Origin of the sequence: Serratia sp. Tan611 (assembly GCF_905188235.1) — a bacterium.
GTDB lineage: Bacteria > Pseudomonadota > Gammaproteobacteria > Enterobacterales > Enterobacteriaceae > Serratia_B > Serratia_B rhizosphaerae.
In genome coordinates this window covers 3,705,436-3,726,356 of the sequence record NZ_LR994655.1, presented here as the reverse complement: position 1 = coordinate 3,726,356, position 20,921 = coordinate 3,705,436, and the positions used below count along the sequence as shown (strand labels likewise).

22 protein-coding genes are annotated in these 20,921 nt (G+C 59.1%); 20 read left to right on the top strand and 2 right to left on the bottom strand.

The features are described 5' to 3' along the window. The first annotated feature begins 128 nt into the window (after nt 1–128). Both glyA and TAN611_RS17575 read left to right on the top strand, forming a co-directional pair. Nucleotides 129–1,382 (top strand): serine hydroxymethyltransferase, encoded by a 1,254-nt coding sequence (gene glyA, locus TAN611_RS17580; RefSeq protein WP_105232204.1) that lies wholly within the window; start codon nt 129–131, stop codon nt 1,380–1,382. Nucleotides 1,383–1,543: 161 nt separating this feature from the next. Then, on the top strand, nt 1,544–2,689 hold the full coding sequence (locus tag TAN611_RS17575; RefSeq protein WP_187044249.1) for a 3-phenylpropionate MFS transporter: 1,146 nt from the start codon (nt 1,544–1,546) through the stop codon (nt 2,687–2,689). Here the strand turns inward: TAN611_RS17575 and csiE are convergent. After that, on the bottom strand, nt 2,686–3,951 hold the full coding sequence (csiE, locus tag TAN611_RS17570; RefSeq protein WP_197950152.1) for a stationary phase inducible protein CsiE: 1,266 nt from the start codon (nt 3,949–3,951) through the stop codon (nt 2,686–2,688). The two genes, TAN611_RS17575 and csiE, sit on opposite strands and share 4 nt — an antisense overlap. Nucleotides 3,952–4,127: 176 nt before the next feature. On the opposite strand from csiE, the gene TAN611_RS17565 reads away from it, so the two are divergent. Beyond that, nucleotides 4,128–4,763, top strand: a complete 636-nt coding sequence (locus tag TAN611_RS17565) for a DUF1007 family protein (RefSeq protein WP_203066803.1) — start codon at nt 4,128–4,130, stop codon at nt 4,761–4,763. After that, nucleotides 4,754–5,776: a nickel/cobalt transporter gene (locus TAN611_RS17560; protein WP_203066802.1), complete on the top strand. Its 1,023-nt coding sequence runs from the start codon at nt 4,754–4,756 to the stop codon at nt 5,774–5,776. The genes TAN611_RS17565 and TAN611_RS17560 overlap by 10 nt, the downstream gene beginning before the upstream one ends. Before the next feature lie 61 nt (nt 5,777–5,837). On the opposite strand, the gene suhB is transcribed toward TAN611_RS17560, so the two are convergent. After that, complete coding sequence (gene suhB / locus TAN611_RS17555) at nt 5,838–6,641, bottom strand: inositol-1-monophosphatase (RefSeq protein ID WP_105232199.1); 804 nt, start codon at nt 6,639–6,641, stop codon at nt 5,838–5,840. Between the two features lie 171 nt (nt 6,642–6,812). Here suhB and trmJ point away from each other — a divergent pair, with 171 nt between their 5' ends. The 16 genes from trmJ (at nt 6,813) to ispG (ending at nt 20,828) form a co-directional block, all read left to right on the top strand. Beyond that, complete coding sequence (gene trmJ / locus TAN611_RS17550) at nt 6,813–7,538, top strand: tRNA (cytosine(32)/uridine(32)-2'-O)-methyltransferase TrmJ (RefSeq protein WP_105232198.1); 726 nt, start codon at nt 6,813–6,815, stop codon at nt 7,536–7,538. 136 nt (nt 7,539–7,674) lie between these two features. Continuing rightward, nucleotides 7,675–8,169, top strand: coding sequence for a Fe-S cluster assembly transcriptional regulator IscR (gene iscR, locus TAN611_RS17545; protein ID WP_105232197.1), 495 nt, complete (start codon nt 7,675–7,677; stop codon nt 8,167–8,169). 59 nt (nt 8,170–8,228) lie between these two features. Continuing rightward, entirely contained in the window at nt 8,229–9,443 is a 1,215-nt protein-coding gene (gene iscS / locus TAN611_RS17540) for a cysteine desulfurase (protein ID WP_105232196.1), read from the top strand. Nucleotides 9,444–9,467: 24 nt separating this feature from the next. Beyond that, nucleotides 9,468–9,854, top strand: coding sequence for a Fe-S cluster assembly scaffold IscU (gene iscU, locus TAN611_RS17535; protein ID WP_105232195.1), 387 nt, complete (start codon nt 9,468–9,470; stop codon nt 9,852–9,854). Between the two features lie 129 nt (nt 9,855–9,983). Continuing rightward, nucleotides 9,984–10,307, top strand: coding sequence for an iron-sulfur cluster assembly protein IscA (iscA, locus tag TAN611_RS17530; RefSeq protein WP_105232194.1), 324 nt, complete (start codon nt 9,984–9,986; stop codon nt 10,305–10,307). Between the two features lie 101 nt (nt 10,308–10,408). Then, nucleotides 10,409–10,927: a co-chaperone HscB gene (gene hscB, locus TAN611_RS17525; RefSeq protein WP_105232193.1), complete on the top strand. Its 519-nt coding sequence runs from the start codon at nt 10,409–10,411 to the stop codon at nt 10,925–10,927. A 24-nt stretch (nt 10,928–10,951) separates the two neighbouring features. Further along, entirely contained in the window at nt 10,952–12,802 is a 1,851-nt protein-coding gene (gene hscA, locus TAN611_RS17520) for a Fe-S protein assembly chaperone HscA (RefSeq protein ID WP_105232192.1), read from the top strand. A 2-nt stretch (nt 12,803–12,804) separates the two neighbouring features. Then, entirely contained in the window at nt 12,805–13,140 is a 336-nt protein-coding gene (gene fdx, locus TAN611_RS17515; protein WP_105232191.1) for an ISC system 2Fe-2S type ferredoxin, read from the top strand. A 32-nt stretch (nt 13,141–13,172) separates the two neighbouring features. Then, on the top strand, nt 13,173–13,373 hold the full coding sequence (gene iscX, locus TAN611_RS17510; RefSeq protein WP_015673419.1) for a Fe-S cluster assembly protein IscX: 201 nt from the start codon (nt 13,173–13,175) through the stop codon (nt 13,371–13,373). 213 nt (nt 13,374–13,586) lie between these two features. Then, the gene (gene pepB / locus TAN611_RS17505; protein WP_105232190.1) at nt 13,587–14,882 is read left to right on the top strand and encodes an aminopeptidase PepB; all 1,296 of its coding nucleotides are present in this window, start codon (nt 13,587–13,589) and stop codon (nt 14,880–14,882) included. Nucleotides 14,883–14,949: 67 nt separating this feature from the next. Next, nucleotides 14,950–15,783, top strand: a complete 834-nt coding sequence (sseB, locus tag TAN611_RS17500; protein ID WP_105232189.1) for an enhanced serine sensitivity protein SseB — start codon at nt 14,950–14,952, stop codon at nt 15,781–15,783. Between the two features lie 188 nt (nt 15,784–15,971). Next, nucleotides 15,972–16,397, top strand: coding sequence for a nucleoside-diphosphate kinase (gene ndk / locus TAN611_RS17495; RefSeq protein ID WP_015673416.1), 426 nt, complete (start codon nt 15,972–15,974; stop codon nt 16,395–16,397). 260 nt (nt 16,398–16,657) lie between these two features. Further along, on the top strand, nt 16,658–17,854 hold the full coding sequence (locus TAN611_RS17490) for a bifunctional tRNA (adenosine(37)-C2)-methyltransferase TrmG/ribosomal RNA large subunit methyltransferase RlmN (protein WP_015673415.1): 1,197 nt from the start codon (nt 16,658–16,660) through the stop codon (nt 17,852–17,854). 94 nt (nt 17,855–17,948) lie between these two features. Continuing rightward, nucleotides 17,949–18,686, top strand: a complete 738-nt coding sequence (gene pilW / locus TAN611_RS17485; protein WP_105232186.1) for a type IV pilus biogenesis/stability protein PilW — start codon at nt 17,949–17,951, stop codon at nt 18,684–18,686. Further along, nucleotides 18,676–19,656, top strand: a complete 981-nt coding sequence (gene rodZ / locus TAN611_RS17480) for a cytoskeleton protein RodZ (RefSeq protein ID WP_203066801.1) — start codon at nt 18,676–18,678, stop codon at nt 19,654–19,656. Before pilW ends, rodZ begins: the two co-directional genes overlap by 11 nt. A gap of 50 nt (nt 19,657–19,706) precedes the next feature. Further along, nucleotides 19,707–20,828 carry a flavodoxin-dependent (E)-4-hydroxy-3-methylbut-2-enyl-diphosphate synthase gene (ispG, locus tag TAN611_RS17475; RefSeq protein WP_105232184.1) on the top strand — a complete coding sequence of 374 codons (1,122 nt, stop codon included), beginning with the start codon at nt 19,707–19,709 and terminating at the stop codon, nt 20,826–20,828. Nucleotides 20,829–20,921 lie beyond the last annotated feature (93 nt).

Below are 20,921 nucleotides of genomic sequence, written 5' to 3'. Positions count from 1 at the left end.
CTCAAGCCAATCGTTTGCGTAAAAACCTCTGTCAAGGCCTATCCTCAATGGGGGAAAACAGTTTACACTGTGGCCCACAACCCAAAACGGGTGATTTTAAGTTAGCTGATTGAGTCAGGAGATGCCGGATGTTAAAGCGTGAAATGAACATTGCAGATTACGATGCCGAACTGTGGCGCGCAATGGAACAGGAAGTCGTTCGTCAGGAAGAGCACATCGAACTGATTGCCTCTGAAAACTACACCAGCCCGCGCGTGATGCAGGCTCAGGGTTCTCAGTTGACCAACAAATACGCAGAAGGCTATCCGGGCAAGCGTTATTACGGCGGCTGCGAATATGTGGATATCGTCGAGCAACTGGCGATTGACCGCGCGAAGGCGCTGTTCGGCGCCGATTACGCCAACGTACAGCCGCACTCCGGCTCCCAGGCCAACTTCGCGGTGTACACCGCGCTGCTGCAGCCGGGCGACACCATCCTGGGGATGAACCTGGCGCACGGCGGCCACCTGACTCACGGCTCTCCGGTTAACCTGTCCGGCAAACTGTACAACGTGGTGCCTTACGGCATCGACGAACAAGGCCAAATCGACTATGACGACCTGGCCAAGCAGGCGCAGGCTCACAAGCCGAAAATGATCATCGGCGGCTTCTCCGCATACTCCGGCGTAGTCGACTGGGCCAAAATGCGTGAAATCGCCGACAGCATCGGCGCTTACCTGTTCGTCGACATGGCGCACGTCGCTGGTCTGATTGCCGCAGGCGTCTACCCGAACCCGGTGCCTCATGCGCACATCGTAACCACCACCACCCACAAAACGCTGGCGGGTCCGCGCGGCGGCCTGATCCTGGCGAAGGGCGGCGACGAAGATCTGTATAAGAAACTGAACTCCGCCGTGTTCCCGGGCGGGCAGGGCGGCCCGCTGATGCACGTGATCGCCGGTAAAGCGGTGGCGCTGAAAGAAGCGATGGAGCCAGAGTTCAAAACCTATCAGCAGCAGGTAGCGAAAAACGCCAAAGCGATGGTGGAAGTGGTGCTGGAGCGCGGCTACAACGTGGTTTCCGGCGGTACGCATAACCACCTGTTCCTGCTGGATCTGGTCGATAAAAACCTGACCGGTAAAGAAGCTGACGCCGCATTGGGCCGCGCCAACATCACCGTCAACAAAAATAGCGTGCCGAACGATCCGAAGAGCCCGTTCGTCACCTCCGGCATCCGTATCGGCACCCCGGCTGTTACCCGTCGCGGCTTCAAGGAAGCGGAAGTGCGCGAACTGGCCGGCTGGATCTGCGACGTGCTGGACAACATCCATGACGAAGCCGTTATCGAACGCACCAAACAGAAAGTGCTGGATATCTGCGCCCGTCTGCCGGTTTACGCGTAATCCGCGTTTCTGCACCCTGAAAAAACCCGCTGCGGCGGGTTTTTTTGCGTCTGTTACCGGGCAAAGTGTGAGGTGTTTGGCACTATCATCCTATAGGTCGTAAGCGTTATTGCGGGCCGGTGTGAGCTCTGTCAAAGTATCGCCCACACACCGGAGGGAACATGGTTCTGCAATCAACACGTTGGCTGGCGCTCAGCTATTTCACCTACTTCTTTTCTTACGGTATTTATCTCCCGTTCTGGAGCGTTTGGCTCAAGGGCGAAGGGCTGGAGCCTGATGTCATCGGTATTCTACTGGGCGCCGGACTGGTGGCGCGCTTTCTCGGCAGCCTGCTGATTGCCCCTCGGGTGAAAGATCCCGCCAATCTGGTGACGGCGCTGCGCATTCTGGCGCTGTTGACGCTGGCTTTCGCCGTCGGCTTCTGTTTTGGCAACGCCTGGGGCTGGCTGATGCTGGTCATCGCCGGTTTTAACCTGTTCTTTTCACCGCTGGTGCCGCTGACCGACGCGCTGGCCGGCACCTGGCAAAAGCAAATTACGCTGGACTACGGCCGGGTGCGGCTGTGGGGATCGCTGGCGTTTGTGATTGGCTCCGCGCTGACCGGCCAGCTGGTAGCGGCCTGGGGACATCACGCCATCTTATACTGTCTGCTTGCCAGCCTGCTGGCGATGTTGCTCGGCATGCTGCTGAAGCCGACGGTGATGCCGCAGGGAGAGACGCGCGTACAGAACCAGCCGCAACGCTCGTGGCGTGAACTGCTGACGGAAGGGCCGGTCTGGCGTTTTCTGCTGTGCGTGACGCTGCTGCAGGGCGCGCATGCCGGTTATTACAGCTTTGCCTCGATTTACTGGCAGGAGGCCGGCTACTCGGCCGCTGCCATCGGCTATTTCTGGTCGTTGGGCGTAGTGGCCGAGGTGATTATTTTCGCCAGCAGCAGCATCCTGTTCCGGCGCTGGAACGCACGCAATCTGCTGCTGCTGTCGGCCTGCTGCGGCGTGGCGCGTTGGGGACTGATGGGGGCCACCACCGATTTGGGCTGGCTGTTGCTGGTGCAGATACTGCACTGCGGCACCTTTACCGTCTGCCACCTGGCGGCGATGCGCTTTATCAGCGCACGCAGCGGGCCGGACGTTATTCGTCTGCAGGCGGTTTATTCCGGCCTGGCGCTGGGCGGCGGCATCGCGGTGATGACGGTGATCGCCGGCTTCCTGTTTGAACACTGGCAGGGCGGCGTGTTCTGGGTGATGGCGGCGCTTGTGCTGCCGGCGCTGTTTATCCGGCCGCCGGCGGTCAGCGTCGCGCGTTAAGGAGTTTCCAGCAGGGCGCGCAGGGTCTTGCGTTGCCCGCGCGCCAGCGGCAGTTCGGTGTAGATCAAAGGCGGCTGCGTTGCCTGCGGCGGCGCGGCGTAAGGGGTGATCACCAGCGTGACGTCATGCGGCGCGCCGGAACGCAGAAAGTCGCGCAGCGGCTGATATTTGATATTGAGCGGCAGCAGCGTCAGTTCACGCAGCTGATACTCCAGCTCTTCCTCCAGCTGCGGGTTATCCAGCGTCAGCAGCAGTACCTGTTTTTCCTGCAGGGCGTTGCCCTGCATTAGCCAGGCGCCGAAGCTTATCGCCACCAGGCCGGCCTCCTCGCGTGAAAAACGAATACCATATTCCTGCTCAAACGGCTCCAGCGCCTGCTGCGTGGTGCGCATCAGCCGCGGGTATTTACGCACCACTTCTTCCAGCAGCATATTATCAATACCGATATCAAAGTGGCAGCGCTCTACCGCCGGCGCCAGATGGGCGAACAGATGGGTAATCAGGTCCGCTCTGCTGCTGAAACTCATGCCGGAAAGCTGCTGGAAATGTTCAACCATCCGTTCGATCGCCGCCATCAGGCGTAAATCTTCGTCAGAGTGATCGCTCTCATAGCTGTGGTTTTTTAACAGGGTGAACATCAGCACCAGAAAGTCTTGTTCATCGGCCTGAGGGGGGCGACGGGACAGCGCCAGCAGCAGCGGATAAAGCCTGGCGGCGGCCTGTTGCTCCGGCTTCTGATGCAGCCAGGCGCGCTGGGCGTCGGTGAACGACGGGTGGCGCTGTTGGCGGATTTCCCACAGGCAGTAGCAAAGATAGGGCGGCAGGAACAGGCGGATGCGCTCCTCAAGCGGCTGTTTCAGCGTGGCGGCGCAGTTTTCCAACGCCTGCTGCAAGCGGGACGCCTGTGCGCTGTCGAGGGTCAGCGCCCGGTGCAGCTGCGGGCTGAAGGTGTCTTCAACAAACTGCGGGCAGCAGCGCAGCGCCCGTCGTAGCCAATGGATCAGACAGAGGCGTTGATTCAGCGTGCTCCCGGTCAGTTGGTAGCCCTCTTCGGGGGTTCCCGCGATCTCCAGGTGATGGAATCGCCGGATTTCACTGCTCACCTCGGCGATATCTTGCCGGGTGGTGGGGAGGTCGACGCCGTTGATGTGGCTGATAGTCTCCAGTTTTACCGTAGGCGGCGGAGTAAACAGCAGCAACAGCAGGCGGCAGCGCCGCTGTTGACTGGAGAGCTCAGGCACGGGGGAAGTGTCCAGGCTCATGGGTGTATCCAGCAGGTAACATTGAAATTATGTTTAAGCATAGCAAACGGTATTGAGCCGGCGCGGTTCTGGCACCGGGTTTTGCTTCGGCTTATAACTTTCGTCACAATTCTGGCGTGGTGTGATGCCGGTTTATCAATACATTGTGTTATGTTATAACAAAAGTACAGGTTGATATGATGAAGCTAAGAGGTTTGCTGGTCGGATTGGCGGCGTGGTATAGCGTGGATGCAGCGGCGCATCCGCACAGTTTCATCGATATGAACACCACCTTTGTGGTGCAGGAACAGCAACTGGTTGGTTTGAGAATGGTGTGGGTGATGGACGAAATGACGTCGGCGGACCTGTTGTACGATGCGCAGAATGCCAAAAGCGACTCGGAAACCTGGAAAAAACTGGCGGCGCAGGTGATGGCCAACGTGTTGGGGCAGCACTACTTTACCGATATCTACCGCGATGGCAAACCGGTGAAATATACCAATTTGCCGCCGGAATACCGGCTTTCCCGTCAGGGGCACAAGGCGGTGCTGGAGTTTGTCCTGCCGCTGGCGCATCCGCAGCCGCTGGCGGGGAAACCTTTTAGTATCTCCACCTATGATCCCACCTACTTTGTCGATATGAGCTATCAGGCTTCATCGGCGATCCATCTGCCGGCCGAGATGGCGCAGCAGTGTCGCTTCGAGCTGTTCACGCCCACACCGGACGCCTCGCTGCAGGCGTATGCGCTGTCGCTGGATAAAAACGATTCGCCGGGAGAGGACCTGCAGCTTGGCCAACAATTCGCCCAACGGATTACTTTACAATGTCACTAAACCTCGGCAGCTCGCCGCTTCGTCGCCGTAATTGGGCCGCCAGCCTGTGGCCATTACTGTTGCTGCTGCTGGCGCTGGCGGCCGGTGCGCAGCTGGTGTGGCACTATTGGCCGCAAATTATGCTGCAGAGCGTGGCGTGGCAGAAAACGCTGAACCAGCAGCTGGCGGCGCTGTTGCAGCAGGTGAAAGCCGATCCGCAGCGCGCCGGAATCACGCTGATGCTGTTCAGCCTGAGCTACGGTGTATTGCACGCGCTGGGGCCGGGCCACGGTAAAGTGGTGATTTCGACCTATCTGGCGACGCATCCGACGCGGCTGAAAAGCAGCCTGAAACTGACCTTTGCCGCTTCTTTGCTGCAGGGGTTGGTGGCGGTGGCGTTGGTGGCGCTGCTGCTGGGTGTGCTGCAGCTGTCATCGCGTCAACTGCACCAAAGCAGCTTCTGGCTGGAGCAGGGCAGTTACCTGCTGGTTGTGCTGCTGGGCGCACTGCTGAGCTGGCGGGCGCTGCGCCGTCTGACCGCCGCGCTGAAGGCGCTGAAGCCGGCACCGGCGTTGCGTATCCAGCGTCTGCAGCCGCTGGCTGACGATCACGTGCACAGCGCGCATTGCGGCTGCGGACACCGTCATTTACCCAGCGACAGCGAACTACAGGCCGGCAGCGACTGGCGCACGCGGGCGGCGATTGTTCTGGCGATGGGCATCCGACCCTGTTCCGGCGCGATTCTGGTGCTGCTGTTTTCCAAGGTGCTGGGCGTGTTTGCCTGGGGCGTGGCGTCGGCGCTGGCGATGGCGCTGGGCACATCGCTGACCATTTCGCTGCTGGCGCTGTTTGTACATTACGGTCGCCGGCTGGCGGAACGCATCAGCGTGTCGCGCGCGTCGGCAAACTGGCAGGCGGTGGCGTGGGGATCGCTGGCGTTGCTGGGCGGGTTGTTGTTGCTGTTTGCCGGGGTATTGCTTTACGCCAGCGCGCAGCCGGAGTTCAGCGGCGGGGTGCGGCCTTTCTCGCGTTAAGGCGGAATAGATACGACAAAGGCGAGGCCTAAGCCTCGCCTTTGTTTGCTGGCGGGTCTGATTAACGCTTCAGCGCTTCGCTCAGTTCTTCACGCATGGTGCCCAGCAGCGCTTTGACGACGCGTGGGTTGCCGGCGACCACATTGCCGGAGCTGAAGGAGTTATGACCGCCGACGAAGTCGGTGACCACGCCGCCGGCTTCACGCACCAGCAGCTCGCCTGCGGCGAAATCCCACGGCTTGAGGCCGATCTCGAAGAAACCGTCAACGCGGCCGGCGGCAACATAGGCCAGATCCAGCGCGGCGGAACCGGTACGGCGGAAGTCGGCGCACTGGGTGAACAGTTTACCGATCAGATTGATGTAAGCCGGCGCGTGCTGTTTCGCCTTGAACGGGAAACCGGTGGCCAGAATGGTGCCGTCGAGGTCTTTGGCGCTGGTGCCGCGCAGACGGTAACCGTTGAGCTGTGCGCCCTGGCCGCGGGTTGCGGTGAACAGTTCGTTGCGCATTGGATCGTAAACCACCGCCACTTCGGTGCGGCCTTTGATGCGCACGGCGATAGAAACGGAGAAGTGTGGGAAGCGTTTGATAAAGTTGGCGGTGCCATCCAGTGGATCGATCACCCATTGTACATCGCGATCTTCGCCAATCAGCTCGCCGCGTTCTTCACTGATGATAGTGTGTTGCGGGTAAGACTTGCGGATGACGTCGATGATCAGATGCTCTGCATCGCGATCGACGTTAGTGACGAAATCGTTACTCCCTTTTTGGCTCGCTTCAACAGCGTCCGGAGTTTCGTAGTTTTTGGCAATCAGGTTACCGGCCTTACGCGCAGCGCGCACGGCGATAGTCAGCATCGGATGCATGGGTATCTTCCACTAGGATGTTAAAGAACAGGAAACGGCGCGGAGTATAGCAGGTGTTCTGTGAAATGCCTAACCTCTTCACGGGTTAAATTGCAGATGGGCGTAACGCGCATGCCATTAATCCCTCTCCTGTGATAGGATGTTGCGATTTCCGACACGCTCAGAGTTTGTATGCTGCACAATATCCGCATTGTTCTGGTTGAAACCTCTCATACCGGCAATATGGGCTCAACGGCCCGGGCCATGAAAACCATGGGTTTAACCAACCTTTATCTGGTCAATCCGCTGGTAAAACCTGATTCTCAGGCCATCGCGCTGGCCGCCGGCGCCAGCGATGTTATCGGCAACGCCACCATTGTTGACACTTTTGACGAAGCGATCGCCGGCTGCGGCCTGGTGGTGGGCACCAGCGCGCGCTCCCGCACCTTGCCCTGGCCGATGCTTGAACCGCGCGAATGCGGCGTGCAGGCGGTGAAAGAGGGCGAGCAGGCGCCGGTAGCGCTGGTGTTTGGCCGTGAACGTGTCGGCCTGACCAACGATGAACTGCAAAAGTGCCATTACCACGTGGCGATCCCGGCCAACCCGGATTACAGCTCGCTGAACCTGGCGATGGCGGTACAGATCCTGGCCTATGAGGTGCGCGTTGCCTACCTCGACCGCCAGCAGGCGGAAGCGCCGGCGCAGCAGGAAGAAGAAGCTTACCCGCTGGTGGATGACCTTGAGCGTTTCTATCAGCATCTGGAACAGACGCTGCAGCGCAGCGGGTTTATTCGCCCGACGCATCCGGGACAGGTGATGAGCCGCCTGCGTCGTCTGTTTACCCGCGCGCGCCCGGAAGCGCAGGAGCTGAATATTCTGCGCGGCATGCTGACGTCGATAGATAAGCTAGGCAAATAATTGAAAAATAAGTATTCGTTATGCTTTATTACAAAACGTGCTAATACCTGAGTGAATTACTCGGTTAAATAGTTGACTGAATTACTCGGGAATGTCAGACTTTCCGCCATGTTTGACCAACAGGTAACCATTGACTATGAGACTGACATCCAAAGGCCGTTATGCCGTAACCGCTATGCTTGACGTGGCATTGCACTCCCAGGAAGGGCCCGTACCATTGGCTGATATTTCAGAGCGGCAAGGAATTTCGCTCTCTTATCTGGAGCAATTATTTTCCCGTCTGCGTAAGAACGGTTTGGTAGCCAGCGTGCGCGGCCCGGGTGGCGGTTATCTGCTGGGCAAAGACGCCGGCGAGATTGCCGTCGGCGCGGTGATTACCGCCGTTGATGAATCGGTCGACGCGACCCGCTGTCAGGGGAAAGAAGGCTGCCAGGGCGGCGATCGCTGCCTGACGCACACCCTGTGGCGTGACCTGAGCGAGCGTATCAGCGGTTTCCTGAACAGCATTACGCTGGCTGAATTGGTCAATAATCAGGAAGTACTGGATGTTGCCGACCGTCAGAATAATGACACGCGTCGTTCCGCCAACGGCCGCCAGGAAGAGACGATCAACGTTAATCTGCGCGCATAAGCAGCTGACGAATACTTGAGCATTTTGTTTTTGGAAGTGATGTACGGAGCACAAGAGCAATGAAATTACCGATTTATCTGGATTATTCAGCAACGACGCCGGTTGATCCGCGCGTTGCTGAAAAAATGATGCAGTTTTTGACCCTGGACGGCACCTTCGGTAACCCGGCTTCCCGTTCCCACCGTTTCGGTTGGCAGGCTGAGGAAGCGGTGGATATCGCCCGCAATCAGATTGCTGAACTGGTGGGCGCCGATCCGCGTGAAATCGTGTTTACTTCCGGGGCGACCGAATCCGACAACCTGGCGATTAAAGGCGCTGCCAATTTCTATCAGAAAAAAGGCAAGCACATCATCACCAGCAAAACCGAACACAAAGCCGTGCTGGACACCTGCCGTCAGCTGGAGCGCGAAGGGTTTGAAGTCACCTACCTGGCGCCGCAGAGCAACGGCATCATCGACCTCAAAGAGCTTGAGGCGGCGATGCGCGATGACACCATTCTGGTGTCCATCATGCACGTGAACAACGAAATCGGCGTGGTGCAGGATATCGCCACCATCGGCGAAATGTGCCGCGCGCGCGGCATCATTTACCACGTGGACGCGACCCAGAGCGTGGGCAAACTGCCTATCGATCTGAGCCAGCTGAAAGTGGACCTGATGTCCTTCTCCGGTCACAAAATCTACGGGCCGAAAGGCATCGGCGCGCTGTACGTACGCCGTAAGCCGCGCATCCGTATCGAAGCGCAGATCCACGGCGGCGGCCACGAGCGCGGCATGCGTTCCGGCACCCTGCCTGTGCACCAGATCGTCGGCATGGGCGAAGCGTACCGCATCGCCAAAGAAGAGATGGACAGCGAGATGGCGCGCCTGCGCACGCTGCGCGACCGTCTGTGGAACGGCGTGAAGGATATGGAAGAAGTATACCTGAACGGCGACCTGGAGCAGGGCGCGCCGAACATCCTGAACGTCAGCTTCAACTATGTTGAAGGCGAATCGCTGATTATGGCGCTGAAAGACCTGGCCGTATCTTCTGGCTCAGCCTGTACCTCCGCCAGCCTGGAGCCATCCTACGTGCTGCGTGCGCTGGGAATGAGCGATGAATTGGCGCACAGTTCGATCCGTTTCTCGCTGGGGCGTTTCACCACCGAAGAAGAGATCGACTACACCATCGAGCTGGTTCGCAAGTCTATCGGCCGTCTGCGCGACCTTTCTCCGCTGTGGGAAATGTTCAAGCAGGGCGTGGATATCAACAGCATCGAATGGGCACATCATTAATTCTCAGGATTCAGGAGCAAGGTCATGGCTTACAGCGAAAAAGTAATCGATCACTACGAAAACCCGCGTAACGTGGGTTCCTTCGACAATGAAGACCCAAGCATCGGCAGCGGCATGGTCGGCGCACCGGCCTGCGGCGACGTGATGAAGCTGCAGATCAAGGTGAACGACGCCGGTATCATCGAAGATGCGCGTTTCAAAACCTACGGCTGCGGCTCCGCCATCGCTTCCAGTTCGCTGGTGACCGAATGGATGAAGGGCAAGTCGCTGGATCAGGCGGAAGCGATTAAAAACACCCAAATTGCTGAAGAGCTGGAACTGCCGCCGGTAAAAATCCACTGCTCTATCCTGGCGGAAGACGCGATCAAAGCGGCGATTGCTGATTATAAAAGCAAGCACGACGCCAAGTAAGTTCAGTGTAGGGCGTAGCATGTTGCATGCTGCGCCCGCGTTTATTGGGACGATGTCTGTTGTCCCGGGGCCGGTTCGCTCCCCGACGCCGGTTTGCAAGATGCAGGGGATATTGAGTGTGAGGTTGTTATGTCGATTACTATGAGCGACAGCGCTGCGCAACGCGTTCAGGCGTTCCTGAATAACCGCGGTAAAGGTCTCGGCCTGCGTCTTGGGGTTCGCACCTCCGGCTGTTCCGGGATGGCGTACGTGTTGGAATTTGTTGACGAAGTCAATGACGACGACATGATCTTCGAAGACAAAGGCGTTAAGGTGATCATTGACGGCAAAAGCCTGGTCTACCTTGACGGCACCGAACTTGATTTCGTTAAGGAAGGCCTGAACGAAGGCTTCAAGTTCAACAACCCGAATGTCTCAAGCGAGTGCGGCTGCGGCGAAAGTTTCAACGTCTGATAGCCCGTCGTGTTCCTCCGCAGAGGCTTTGCGGAGGGATGAGATGCCCCCGCACGGCGCGGGGGGACCCGAAACCCTCACGATAACGCCCAGAGCACGCTATGGATTACTTTACTTTATTCGGGCTGCCAGTTCGCTATCCCGTGGACGGCAGCCTGCTTGCATCCCGCTTTCAGGATCTGCAACGTCAATTCCATCCCGACCGTTTTGCCAGCCAGCCGGAACGCGAACGCCTGATGGCGCTGCAGCAGGCGGCGACCATTAACGAAGCCTACCAGACCCTGAAGCACCCGTTAAAACGCGCCGAGTATATGCTATCGTTGCACGGTTTTGATCTGGGTAATGAACAACATACCCTGCGCGATACGGCGTTCCTGATGGAACAGCTGGAGCTGCGTGAAGAGCTTGACGGCATTGAACGCAAAGCGGATGACGCCGCGCTGGCCGCCTTTGGCGAACGCCTCGCCGCCGCCGTCAGACAGCGCAGCGCCCAGATGGTGCAGCAGTTGGACAGCGAACAGTGGACCGACGCCGCCGATACCGTGCGCAAACTGCGCTTTTTGGACAAACTCCAGCAACAGGTTGAACAACTCGAAGAAAAACTGCTGGGTTTTGAGTGATTTTTTTAATTCTGGAAGCTCAACATGGCCTTATTACAAATCAGTGAGCCCGGGTTAAGCGCCGCGCCACATCAGCGCCGTCTGGCGGCCGGCATCGATCTGGGCACCACCAACTCGCTGGTCGCCACGGTGCGCAGCGGGCAGGCTGAAACGCTGCCCGATGCCGAAGGGCGTCACCTGCTGCCGTCGGTGGTGCACTATGGCGAGCAGGCCGTGCAGGTCGGCGCCGCCGCGCGCGCGCAGGCTGCGCAGGATCCGGCCAACACCATCAGCTCGGTCAAACGCATGATGGGCCGCTCCCTGGCTGACGTACAGCAACGCTATCCGAACCTGCCTTACCAATTCCAGGCCAGCGACAACGGCCTGCCGATGATTGCCACCTCCGCCGGGCTGCTTAACCCGGTCAGCGTGTCCGCCGATATCCTCAAGACTCTGTCTGCCCGGGCGCAGCAGGCGCTGGAGGGTGAACTGGACGGCGTGGTGATCACCGTTCCCGCTTATTTTGATGACGCGCAGCGTCAGGGCACCAAAGACGCCGCGCGTCTGGCGGGCCTGCACGTGCTGCGTCTGCTGAACGAACCGACCGCCGCGGCCATCGCCTACGGGCTGGATTCCGGGCAGGAAGGCACCATTGCCGTGTACGACCTGGGCGGCGGTACCTTTGATATCTCTATTTTGCGCCTCAGCCGCGGCGTCTTCGAAGTGCTGGCCACCGGCGGTGACTCTGCACTGGGCGGCGATGACTTCGACCACCTGCTGGCCGACTGGCTGCGCGAGCAGGCCGGCGTGGCCGACCGTAGCGATCACGGCCTGCAGCGTCAGCTGCTGGACGCCGCCATCCAGGCCAAAATCGCGCTGAGCGACGCCGAGTCCGTGACGGTGGAGGTTGCCGGCTGGCAGGGTGAAGTCACGCGTGAACAGTTCAACAGCCTGATTGCCACGCTGGTCAAACGCACGCTGATGGCCTGCCGCCGCGCGCTGAAAGACGCCGGCGTCAGCGCGGAAGAGGTGCTGGAAGTGGTGATGGTGGGCGGTTCGACCCGCGTGCCGCTGGTGCGTGAGCAGGTCGGCGCCTTCTTTGGCCGCACGCCGCTGACGTCGATCGACCCGGATAAAGTAGTCGCCATCGGCGCCGCCGTGCAGGCTGACATCCTGGTGGGCAACAAGCCCGACAGCGAAATGCTGCTGCTGGACGTGATCCCGCTGTCGCTGGGGTTGGAAACCATGGGCGGTCTGGTGGAGAAGGTGATTCCGCGCAACACCACCATTCCGGTGGCGCGCGCGCAGGAGTTCACCACCTTTAAAGACGGCCAGAGCGCGATGATGATTCACGTGCTGCAGGGTGAGCGCGAACTGGTGCAGGACTGCCGTTCGCTGGCCCGCTTTACGCTGCGCGGCCTGCCGCCGCTGCCGGCGGGCGGGGCGCATATCCGCGTCACCTTCCAGGTGGATGCGGACGGCCTGCTGAGCGTGACCGCAATGGAGAAATCCACCGGCGTTGAGGCGTCGATTCAGGTGAAGCCGTCCTACGGTCTGTCGGATGACGAGATCGCCGGGATGATCAAAGATTCGATGGCCCATGCGCAGAGCGATGTCGGTGCGCGCATGCTGGCAGAGCAGCGGGTGGAAGCCGCGCGCGTGCTGGAAAGCCTGCAGGGCGCGCTGGCGAGCGATGCGGCGTTGCTGAGCGAAGAAGAGCGCCAGGCGATCGACGCTGCCATGGCCGCCTTGCAACAGGCGGTACAGGGCGATCGGCCGGCGGCCATTGAAGCCGCAATAAAAACATTAGATGCGACTACGCAAGATTTTGCCGCGCGCCGTATGGATGCTTCCATCCGACGGGCGCTGGCTGGCCATTCTGTGGATGAGGTTTAACCATGCCTAAAGTTGTTTTCCTGCCCCATCAGGACTTATGCCCGGAAGGGGCGGTATTGGACGCGGAACAAGGGGAAACCATCCTCGATGTTGCGCTGCGTAACGGTATCGATATCGAGCACGCCTGTGAAAAATCCTGCGCCTGCACCACCTGCCACTGCATCGTGCGTGAAGGTTTTGACTCTCTGGATGAAAGCAGCGAGCTGGAAGACGATATGCTGGACAAAGCCTGGGGGCTGGAGCCGGAAAGCCGTCTGAGCTGCCAGGCGCGCGTCGCGGACGACGATCTGGTGGTTGAGATGCCGCGCTATACCGTTAACCACGCGCGCGAGCACTAATTGTTAGCCGCCATCCTGAACGGGAGATCATAATGGGACTCAAGTGGACCGACAGCCGCGAGATCGGCGAAGCCCTGTACGATGCCTATCCGGACACCGATCCGAAAACCGTGCGTTTTACCGATATGCATCAGTGGATCTGCGAGCTGGAAGAGTTTGATGACGATCCGCAGGCTTCCAACGAGAAAATACTGGAAGCGATTTTGCTGGTCTGGTTAGATGAAGCAGACTAGCGACTAATAGCGTAACGGGCTGCCATGGGCGGCCCGTTTATTTTGTATCCGACCGATAAAAACGTATATACCCTAAATCATTCGAGTGGCGGGAAGGCGGCAAGAGAAGGCATTCCGAATCACTTACACCGGTAAGTGATACGGGTGACTGAGCGCAGCCAACACACCTGTCACGTGAAGTATGACGGGTATAAAGCATATACGGAGTAGGCTATGACGACTGAAACCATGCAGATTACCCTGTCCCACCAGCCCGCAGATGCGCGCTGGGGTGAAAAAGCCCTGCTGAGCACCAACAATGACGGCATCACCATCCATCTGACCGGCGGCGGCAAGCTGGGCGCAATTCAACGCGCGGCGCGTAAAATCGACGGTCAGGGTATCCGTCAGGTCACGCTGGCCGGCGAAGGCTGGGGCCTGGAGCAAAGCTGGGCGTTCTGGCAGGGGTTCCGCGGGCCGAAGGGCACGCGCAGCGTTGAATGGCCGCAACTGTCCGCCGAGGAGCGCCAGGAACTGGATCGCCGCCTGAAGATCGTTGACTGGGTGCGTGACACCATCAACATGCCGGCGGAAGAGCTGGGGCCAGAGCAGCTGGCAACCCGCGCCGTCGACCTGATGTGTGACGTCGGCTGCGATGCGGTCAGCTACCGCATCATCAAAGGCGAAGATCTGCGCGAGCAGAATTATGCCGGCATTCATACCGTTGGCCGTGGTTCCTCGCGTCCGCCGGTGCTGCTGACGCTGGACTACAACCCGAGCGGCAACCCGGAGGCGCCGGTGTTCGCCTGTCTGGTCGGCAAAGGCATCACTTTTGATACCGGCGGCTACAGTCTGAAGCAAAGCGCCTTTATGGATTCGATGAAGGCCGATATGGGCGGCGCGGCCACGGCGACCGGCGCGCTGGCGCTGGCGGCGGCGCGCGGTCTCGACAAGCGGGTGAAGCTCTACCTGTGCTGCGCGGACAACATGGTCAGCGGCAATGCCTTTAAACTGGGTGATATTATCCGCTATCGCAACGGTAAAACCGTCGAAGTGATGAATACCGACGCCGAAGGGCGCCTGGTGCTGGCCGACGGCCTGATCGACGCCTCCGCCCAGCAGCCGGAACTGATTATCGACTGCGCCACCCTGACCGGCGCGGCGAAAACTGCGCTGGGCAATGACTACCATGCGCTGTTCAGCTTTGACGATGCACTGGCGCAGGAGCTGCTCAGCAGCGCACAGGAAGAGCACGAGCCGTTCTGGCGTCTGCCGCTGGCCGAGTTCCACCGCAGCCAACTGCCGTCCAACTTCGCCGAGCTGAATAATATCGCCGGCCCGGCCTACAGCGCTGGCGCCAGCACCGCGGCGGCCTTCCTGTCGCACTTTGTTACCCAGTATCAGCAGGGCTGGCTGCATATCGACTGCTCCGCCACCTACCGTAAAGGCGCGGTGGATCAGTGGTCCGCCGGCGCTACCGGGCTGGGTGTGCGCGCCGTTGCCAACCTGCTGCTGAACAAAGCAAAATAAAGCTGAAGAGATCGTTAACAGACCGTAAGGGGCCAGCGTGCTGGCCCCTTAATGATTGGAGTTGGTCATGAGTTCCCACCACCACGATAATGTCGCCGCTGACGACAACGAACTGGAGCGCCTGCTGAAGCTGGCGGTCAGCGAAGCGGCGCACCGGCCGGCGTTTTTCCGCGAGCTGCTGGAGTCGACCGTCTATATCCTAGGCGACGGCGAGCAGGTGCAGCAGCAGGGCGAAATCGTCCTGAATGCGGATACGCCGGTGAACATTCAGCATTGGGAAAAGCAGGACGGCAGCAGCGTCGTGCCGTTCTTTTCCTCCCTGCGTCTGCTGCAGCAGGCGGTAGAGGACGAACAGCCGTTTATCGCCATGCCGGCGCGGGTACTGTTTGAAATTACCCAGGGCGCTGAACTGTTCCTGAACCCGAAGGCGGAATACGGCAAAGAGTTTTATCCGGAAGAAGTGGCGATGCTGCTGGCGAACGGCGGGGTGAGCAAGCCGGTTGAACACTATATCGATAAAGAATCGCAAATCCTGCTTGGCCAGCCGGAGGTGTATCCGGCGGCGATGGTGGATGCGCTGACCACGCTGTTCAGCCAGCGCAAGCCGGTACGCCGGGCATTCCTGGCCCTGATGCATGACCGTGCGCTGGATGAGAAACCCAATCTGCTGGTCGGCGTGGAAGTGGACGGCGATGCGGCGGAGATCGATGCGCTGATTCAGGAAGCGGGCAGCGTCGCCAGCGAAGCGCTACCGGACGATGAGCCGGTGGACTTCTGCCTGGTGTCGGAAAAAGAGCGCGGCGTCAGCCACTACCTGATCGCCCATACCCAGCCGTTCTATCAGCGTCGCTGGGGCAGCTGGCTGCGCAACATCATTCCTTCCACGGATACCACCCAATAGCGGCGCATTGTTGTACGCCGGCGGGGCGTTGGCGGCAAAATCGTCGCCGGCGCTAATATTTTTTTAAAGAAATGTTGGTTTTCCCGTAGGCAAGCGTTAACAGCGCACATATAATTTGCGCCACTTGAACAAGGCCGGCGGATTTTTTCTGAGTCCGGCCCGTATTAGGAAGTTAGACTGAGGCCATTATGACCGTAGAACGTACCTTTTCCATCGTTAAACCAAACTCCGTAGCCAACAACGACATCGGCGCTATCTATGCGCGTTTCGAGCGTGCGGGTTTCAAAATCATCGCCGCTAAAATGCTGAAGCTGAGCCGTGAGCAAGCTGAAGGCTTCTACGCTGAGCACAAAGGCCGTCCATTCTTCGATGGTCTGGTTGAGTTCATGACCTCTGGCCCGATCATGGTGCAGGTTCTGGAAGCAGAAAACGCGATCCAGCGTAACCGCGACATCATGGGTGCAACCAACCCGGACAACGCGCTGGCCGGCACTCTGCGTGCTGACTTCGCGGACAGCTTCACCGCTAACGCGGTGCACGGTTCCGACTCCCCGGAATCCGCTGCGCGTGAAATCGCTTACTTCTTCAACGACAGCGAAATCTGCCCGCGTTGATAGCGTTGGTTTCTACCGACAAGGGGTAATATTCACCGGCTGAAACAATAAAAATGCCCTGAATGCTTTCCCGTCGTGGAAACTCGCTACTAAAATTTGTACAATGCCGCGCCCTGGATGAGTCAGCTTGTCCAGGGCGTGTTTTATCCCGGCACTGTCCGCCGCCTGAAAGCGACGGCAGGGATAACAACACACTTCGCCCATTCTTGTTCCCGAAAGGGAGCCAGCCATAACGTGTAATAACGAGGCTAAAGATCATTATGTTAGAACCCATCGCGTCCGAGCACACCGTGTCTGAAAATAATTCTATGCAAGATCAATCCGTTAAAACGGAGCAACCGGCTGCCGCCAAAATTAACCTGCTGGATCTGAACCGCCAGCAAATGCGTGAGTTTTTCGCCTCGCTGGGCGAAAAGCCGTTCCGCGCCGACCAGGTCATGAAGTGGATCTATCACTACTGCTGCGATGACTTCGAGCAGATGACCGATATCAACAAGGTGCTGCGTGGCAAACTGCAGCAGATTGCCGAAATTCGCGCGCCGGAAGTGGCCGAAGAGCAACGTTCGAGCGATGGCACCATCAAGTGGGCGATCAAAGTCGGCGACCAGCAGGTTGAAACCGTCTATATCCCGGAGGCCGACCGTGCGACGCTGTGCGTCTCTTCACAGGTAGGCTGCGCCCTGGAGTGTAAATTCTGCTCCACCGCGCAGCAGGGCTTTAACCGCAACCTGCGCGTGTCGGAAATCATCGGCCAGGTGTGGCGTGCGGCGAAAATCATCGGCGCGCAGAAGGTGACCGGCCAGCGTCCGATCACCAACGTGGTGATGATGGGCATGGGCGAGCCGCTGCTCAACCTGACCAACGTGGTGCCGGCGATGGAAATCATGCTCGACGACTTCGGCTTCGGCCTGTCGAAGCGCCGCGTAACGCTGTCGACCTCCGGCGTGGTGCCGGCCCTGGATAAACTGGGCGACATGATCGACGTAGCGCTGGCGATCTCGCTGCATGCACCGAACGACGCGGTGCGCGATGAAATCGTGCCGATTAACCGCAAATACAATATCGAAGCCTTCCTGGCCGGGGTGCGCCGCTATCTGGCGAAATCCAACGCCAACCAGGGGCGGGTGACGGTGGAGTATGTGATGCTGGATCACGTTAACGACAGTACCGACGATGCGCATCAGTTGGCGGAAGTGCTGAAGGATACGCCGTGCAAGATTAACCTGATCCCATGGAACCCGTTCCCGGGCGCGCCGTATGGCCGCAGCTCCAACAGCCGGGTCGATCGTTTCTCCAAAGTGTTGATGGAATACGGCTTTACGACTATTGTTCGTAAAACCCGCGGCGATGATATCGACGCGGCCTGCGGGCAGCTGGCGGGCGAGGTAATCGACCGCACCAAGCGCACGCTGAAAAAGAAAATGGCCGGGGAACCTATCAAGGTGCAGACGGTCTGAAGTCTATAGGAAGATTTTAGTTATCTAACAGCCTGTTATGTAAGCAGCAATCCCTCAGGCGATCGGGTAACATCGTACAAGGAGTTCAAACGGCATGAAGCTGAAATCCTGGGGATGGCTGTTGACGGCAGGCCTGTTGGCCGGCTGTTCCGGTTCGGTGCCGGATAACCCGGCGGCGGCGCAGACGCGTCTGCAGCTGGGTTTGGCGTATCTGCAGCAGGGCAACCTGGAGGCGGCGCGTAAAAATCTGGCGAAGGCGGCGGACGCCGCGCCGCAGGATTACCGCACCCAGCTGGGGATGGCGCTGTATCAGCAGCGCATCGGCGCGTCCGATGCTGCGCGGCAGCGTTATCAGCAGGCGCTGAAACTGGCGCCGGGCAATGGTAGCGTATTGAATAATTACGGTGCGTTTCTTTGCAGTTTAGGGCAGTATGTAGAGGCGCAACAGCAGTTTAGCGCCGCAGCGTCAGCCGCCGATTACGGCCAGATCGCCGACAGTCTGGAAAACGCGGGTTACTGTTTTTTACAGGCTGATCAATACGATCGGGCGCGGCCGCTGCTGATGAAGGCGTTAAAGATCGACCCGGATAAAGGCTCACCGCTGTTGGTTGAGGCTGAAAAGCAATTTGGTGCAGGGAAACGTGCGCAGTCGCAGTTTCTATTGGATGTTTATCAGCACGTTCTGCCGGCCAGCGCCGACAGTTTATGGTTACAGATTCGTTTCGCCGCGTTAGCCGGCCGTCAGGATAGCGTTCAGCGCTATGGAAGGCAGTTAGCGCGAAGTTTTCCACAATCCAAACAGTACCAGCAGTTCTTAGCCGATGAATACTGAAGCCTCCCAAGACAAAACCGTATCCATGACGACAGGCGAGCGCCTGCGTCAGGCCCGAGAGCAGCTCGGGCTGAGTCAGCAGGCCGTTGCGGAACGCCTGTGCCTCAAAATGTCTACCGTACGCGACATCGAAGCGGACAACCTGTCGGACGATCTGGCTTCGACCTTTGTGCGCGGTTATATCCGCTCTTACGCCAAGCTGGTGCATGTGCCGGAGGATGAACTGCTGCCGGCGATGGTCAAGCAGACGCCGGTGAAGATGGCCAAAGTGGCGCCGATGCAAAGCTTTTCATTGGGCAAACGGCGCAAGAAGCGCGACGGCTGGCTGATGAGCTTTACCTGGCTGATCCTGTTTGTGGTGATCGGCCTGACCGGCGCCTGGTGGTGGCAAAATCACAAGGCGCAGCAGGATGAGATTGCCAACATGGCCAACCAGTCATCGGCGCAGCTGTCGCAGCAGAGCGAAGGCCAGTCGGTACCGCTGACGGACAATAATGCCGATACGCAGACGCCGGCAGCGGATGCCGCTCCAACGCCTGCGCCGGCCGACAGTGCGCCGGCAGCGCCTGCGCCGTCCACACCATCGGTCGCCAGCGGCAGCGACGCCGCGCAGCAGCCGGCGGTGGTGGCGCCAAGCCAGGCCAGCATTCCTGATGCCGCGCCTGCCGATAACGCCGCGTCATTGCCGACCGGTGATGCCGCCATGGCCGCGCCGGCGGTCGACCCGAATGCGCTGGTGATGGATTTTTCCGCCGATTGCTGGTTGCAGGTCACCGACGCCAGCGGTAAAACGCTGTTCAGCGGCATGCAGAAAAGCGGCGGTAAGCTGAACCTGACCGGCTCCGCGCCTTACAAGCTGACCATCGGTGCGCCGGCGGCAGTGCAGATTCAATATCAAGGTAAACCGGTAGATTTAAGCCGGTTTGTTAAGTCAAACCGTGTTGCCCGTCTGACCGTTGCCGCGCAGTGATTGCGCGGCTGGCGTCTTGAGTGATGAGCAGCAATGGAGAAGAGTAAGTGATGCATAACCAAGCACCCATTAACCGTCGCAAATCAACACGCATTTACGTCGGCAAGGTGCCCATTGGCGATGGCGCGCCGATTGCGGTGCAGTCCATGACCAATACCCGTACTACCGATGTTGAAGCCACGGTTAACCAGATCAAATCGCTGGAGCGCGTCGGCGTTGATATCGTCCGCGTTTCCGTACCGACTATGGACGCCGCCGAGGCGTTCAAGCAGATCAAGCAGCGGGTCAACGTACCGCTGGTGGCGGATATCCACTTCGATTACCGCATCGCCCTGCAGGTGGCCGAATACGGCGTCGATTGCCTGCGTATCAACCCCGGCAATATCGGCAACGAATCGCGCATTCGCTCAGTGGTTGACTGCGCGCGCGATAAAAACATCCCGATTCGTATCGGCGTCAACGGCGGTTCGCTGGAAAAAGACCTGCAGGAAAAGTACGGCGAACCAACGCCGGAAGCGCTGTTAGAATCCGCGATGCGCCACGTCGATATTCTCGACCGTCTCAACTTCGACCAGTTCAAGGTCAGCGTGAAAGCCTCCGACGTATTCCTGGCGGTGCAGTCCTATCGCCTGCTGGCCGCGCGCATCGATCAGCCTTTGCACCTGGGGATTACCGAAGCCGGCGGCGCACGCAGCGGGTCGGTGAAGTCGGCCATTGGTCTGGGCCTGCTGCTGTCGGAAGGCATCGGTGATACGCTGCGCATCTCGCTGGCGGCGGATCCGGTGGAAGAGGTGAAGGTCGGCTTCGATATTCTGAAGTCATTGCGTATCCGTTCGCGCGGTATCAACTTTATCGCCTGCCCGACCTGCTCGCGTCAGGAGTTCGACGTGATCGGCACGGTCAATGCGCTGGAGCAGCGCCTGGAAGACATCATCACGCCGATGGATGTATCGATTATCGGCTGCGTGGTCAATGGCCCGGGCGAGGCGCTGGTCTCGACGATGGGCGTGACCGGCGGCCATAAGAAAAGCGGCTTCTATGAAGACGGCGTGCGTCAGAAAGAGCGCTTTGATAACGAACAGATGATTGACCAGCTGGAAGCCAAGATCCGCGCCAAAGCGGCGATGATGGATGAAAGCAACCGCATTACGGTCAACATGCTGGAAAAGTAAGCACTATTGCCGGGCAGGCCTGATGTCTGCCCCCCAGATGAACCCGGGGGCGCTTGCGCATTGAATCACGCAGGCGAAAGTCCCTATAATCGG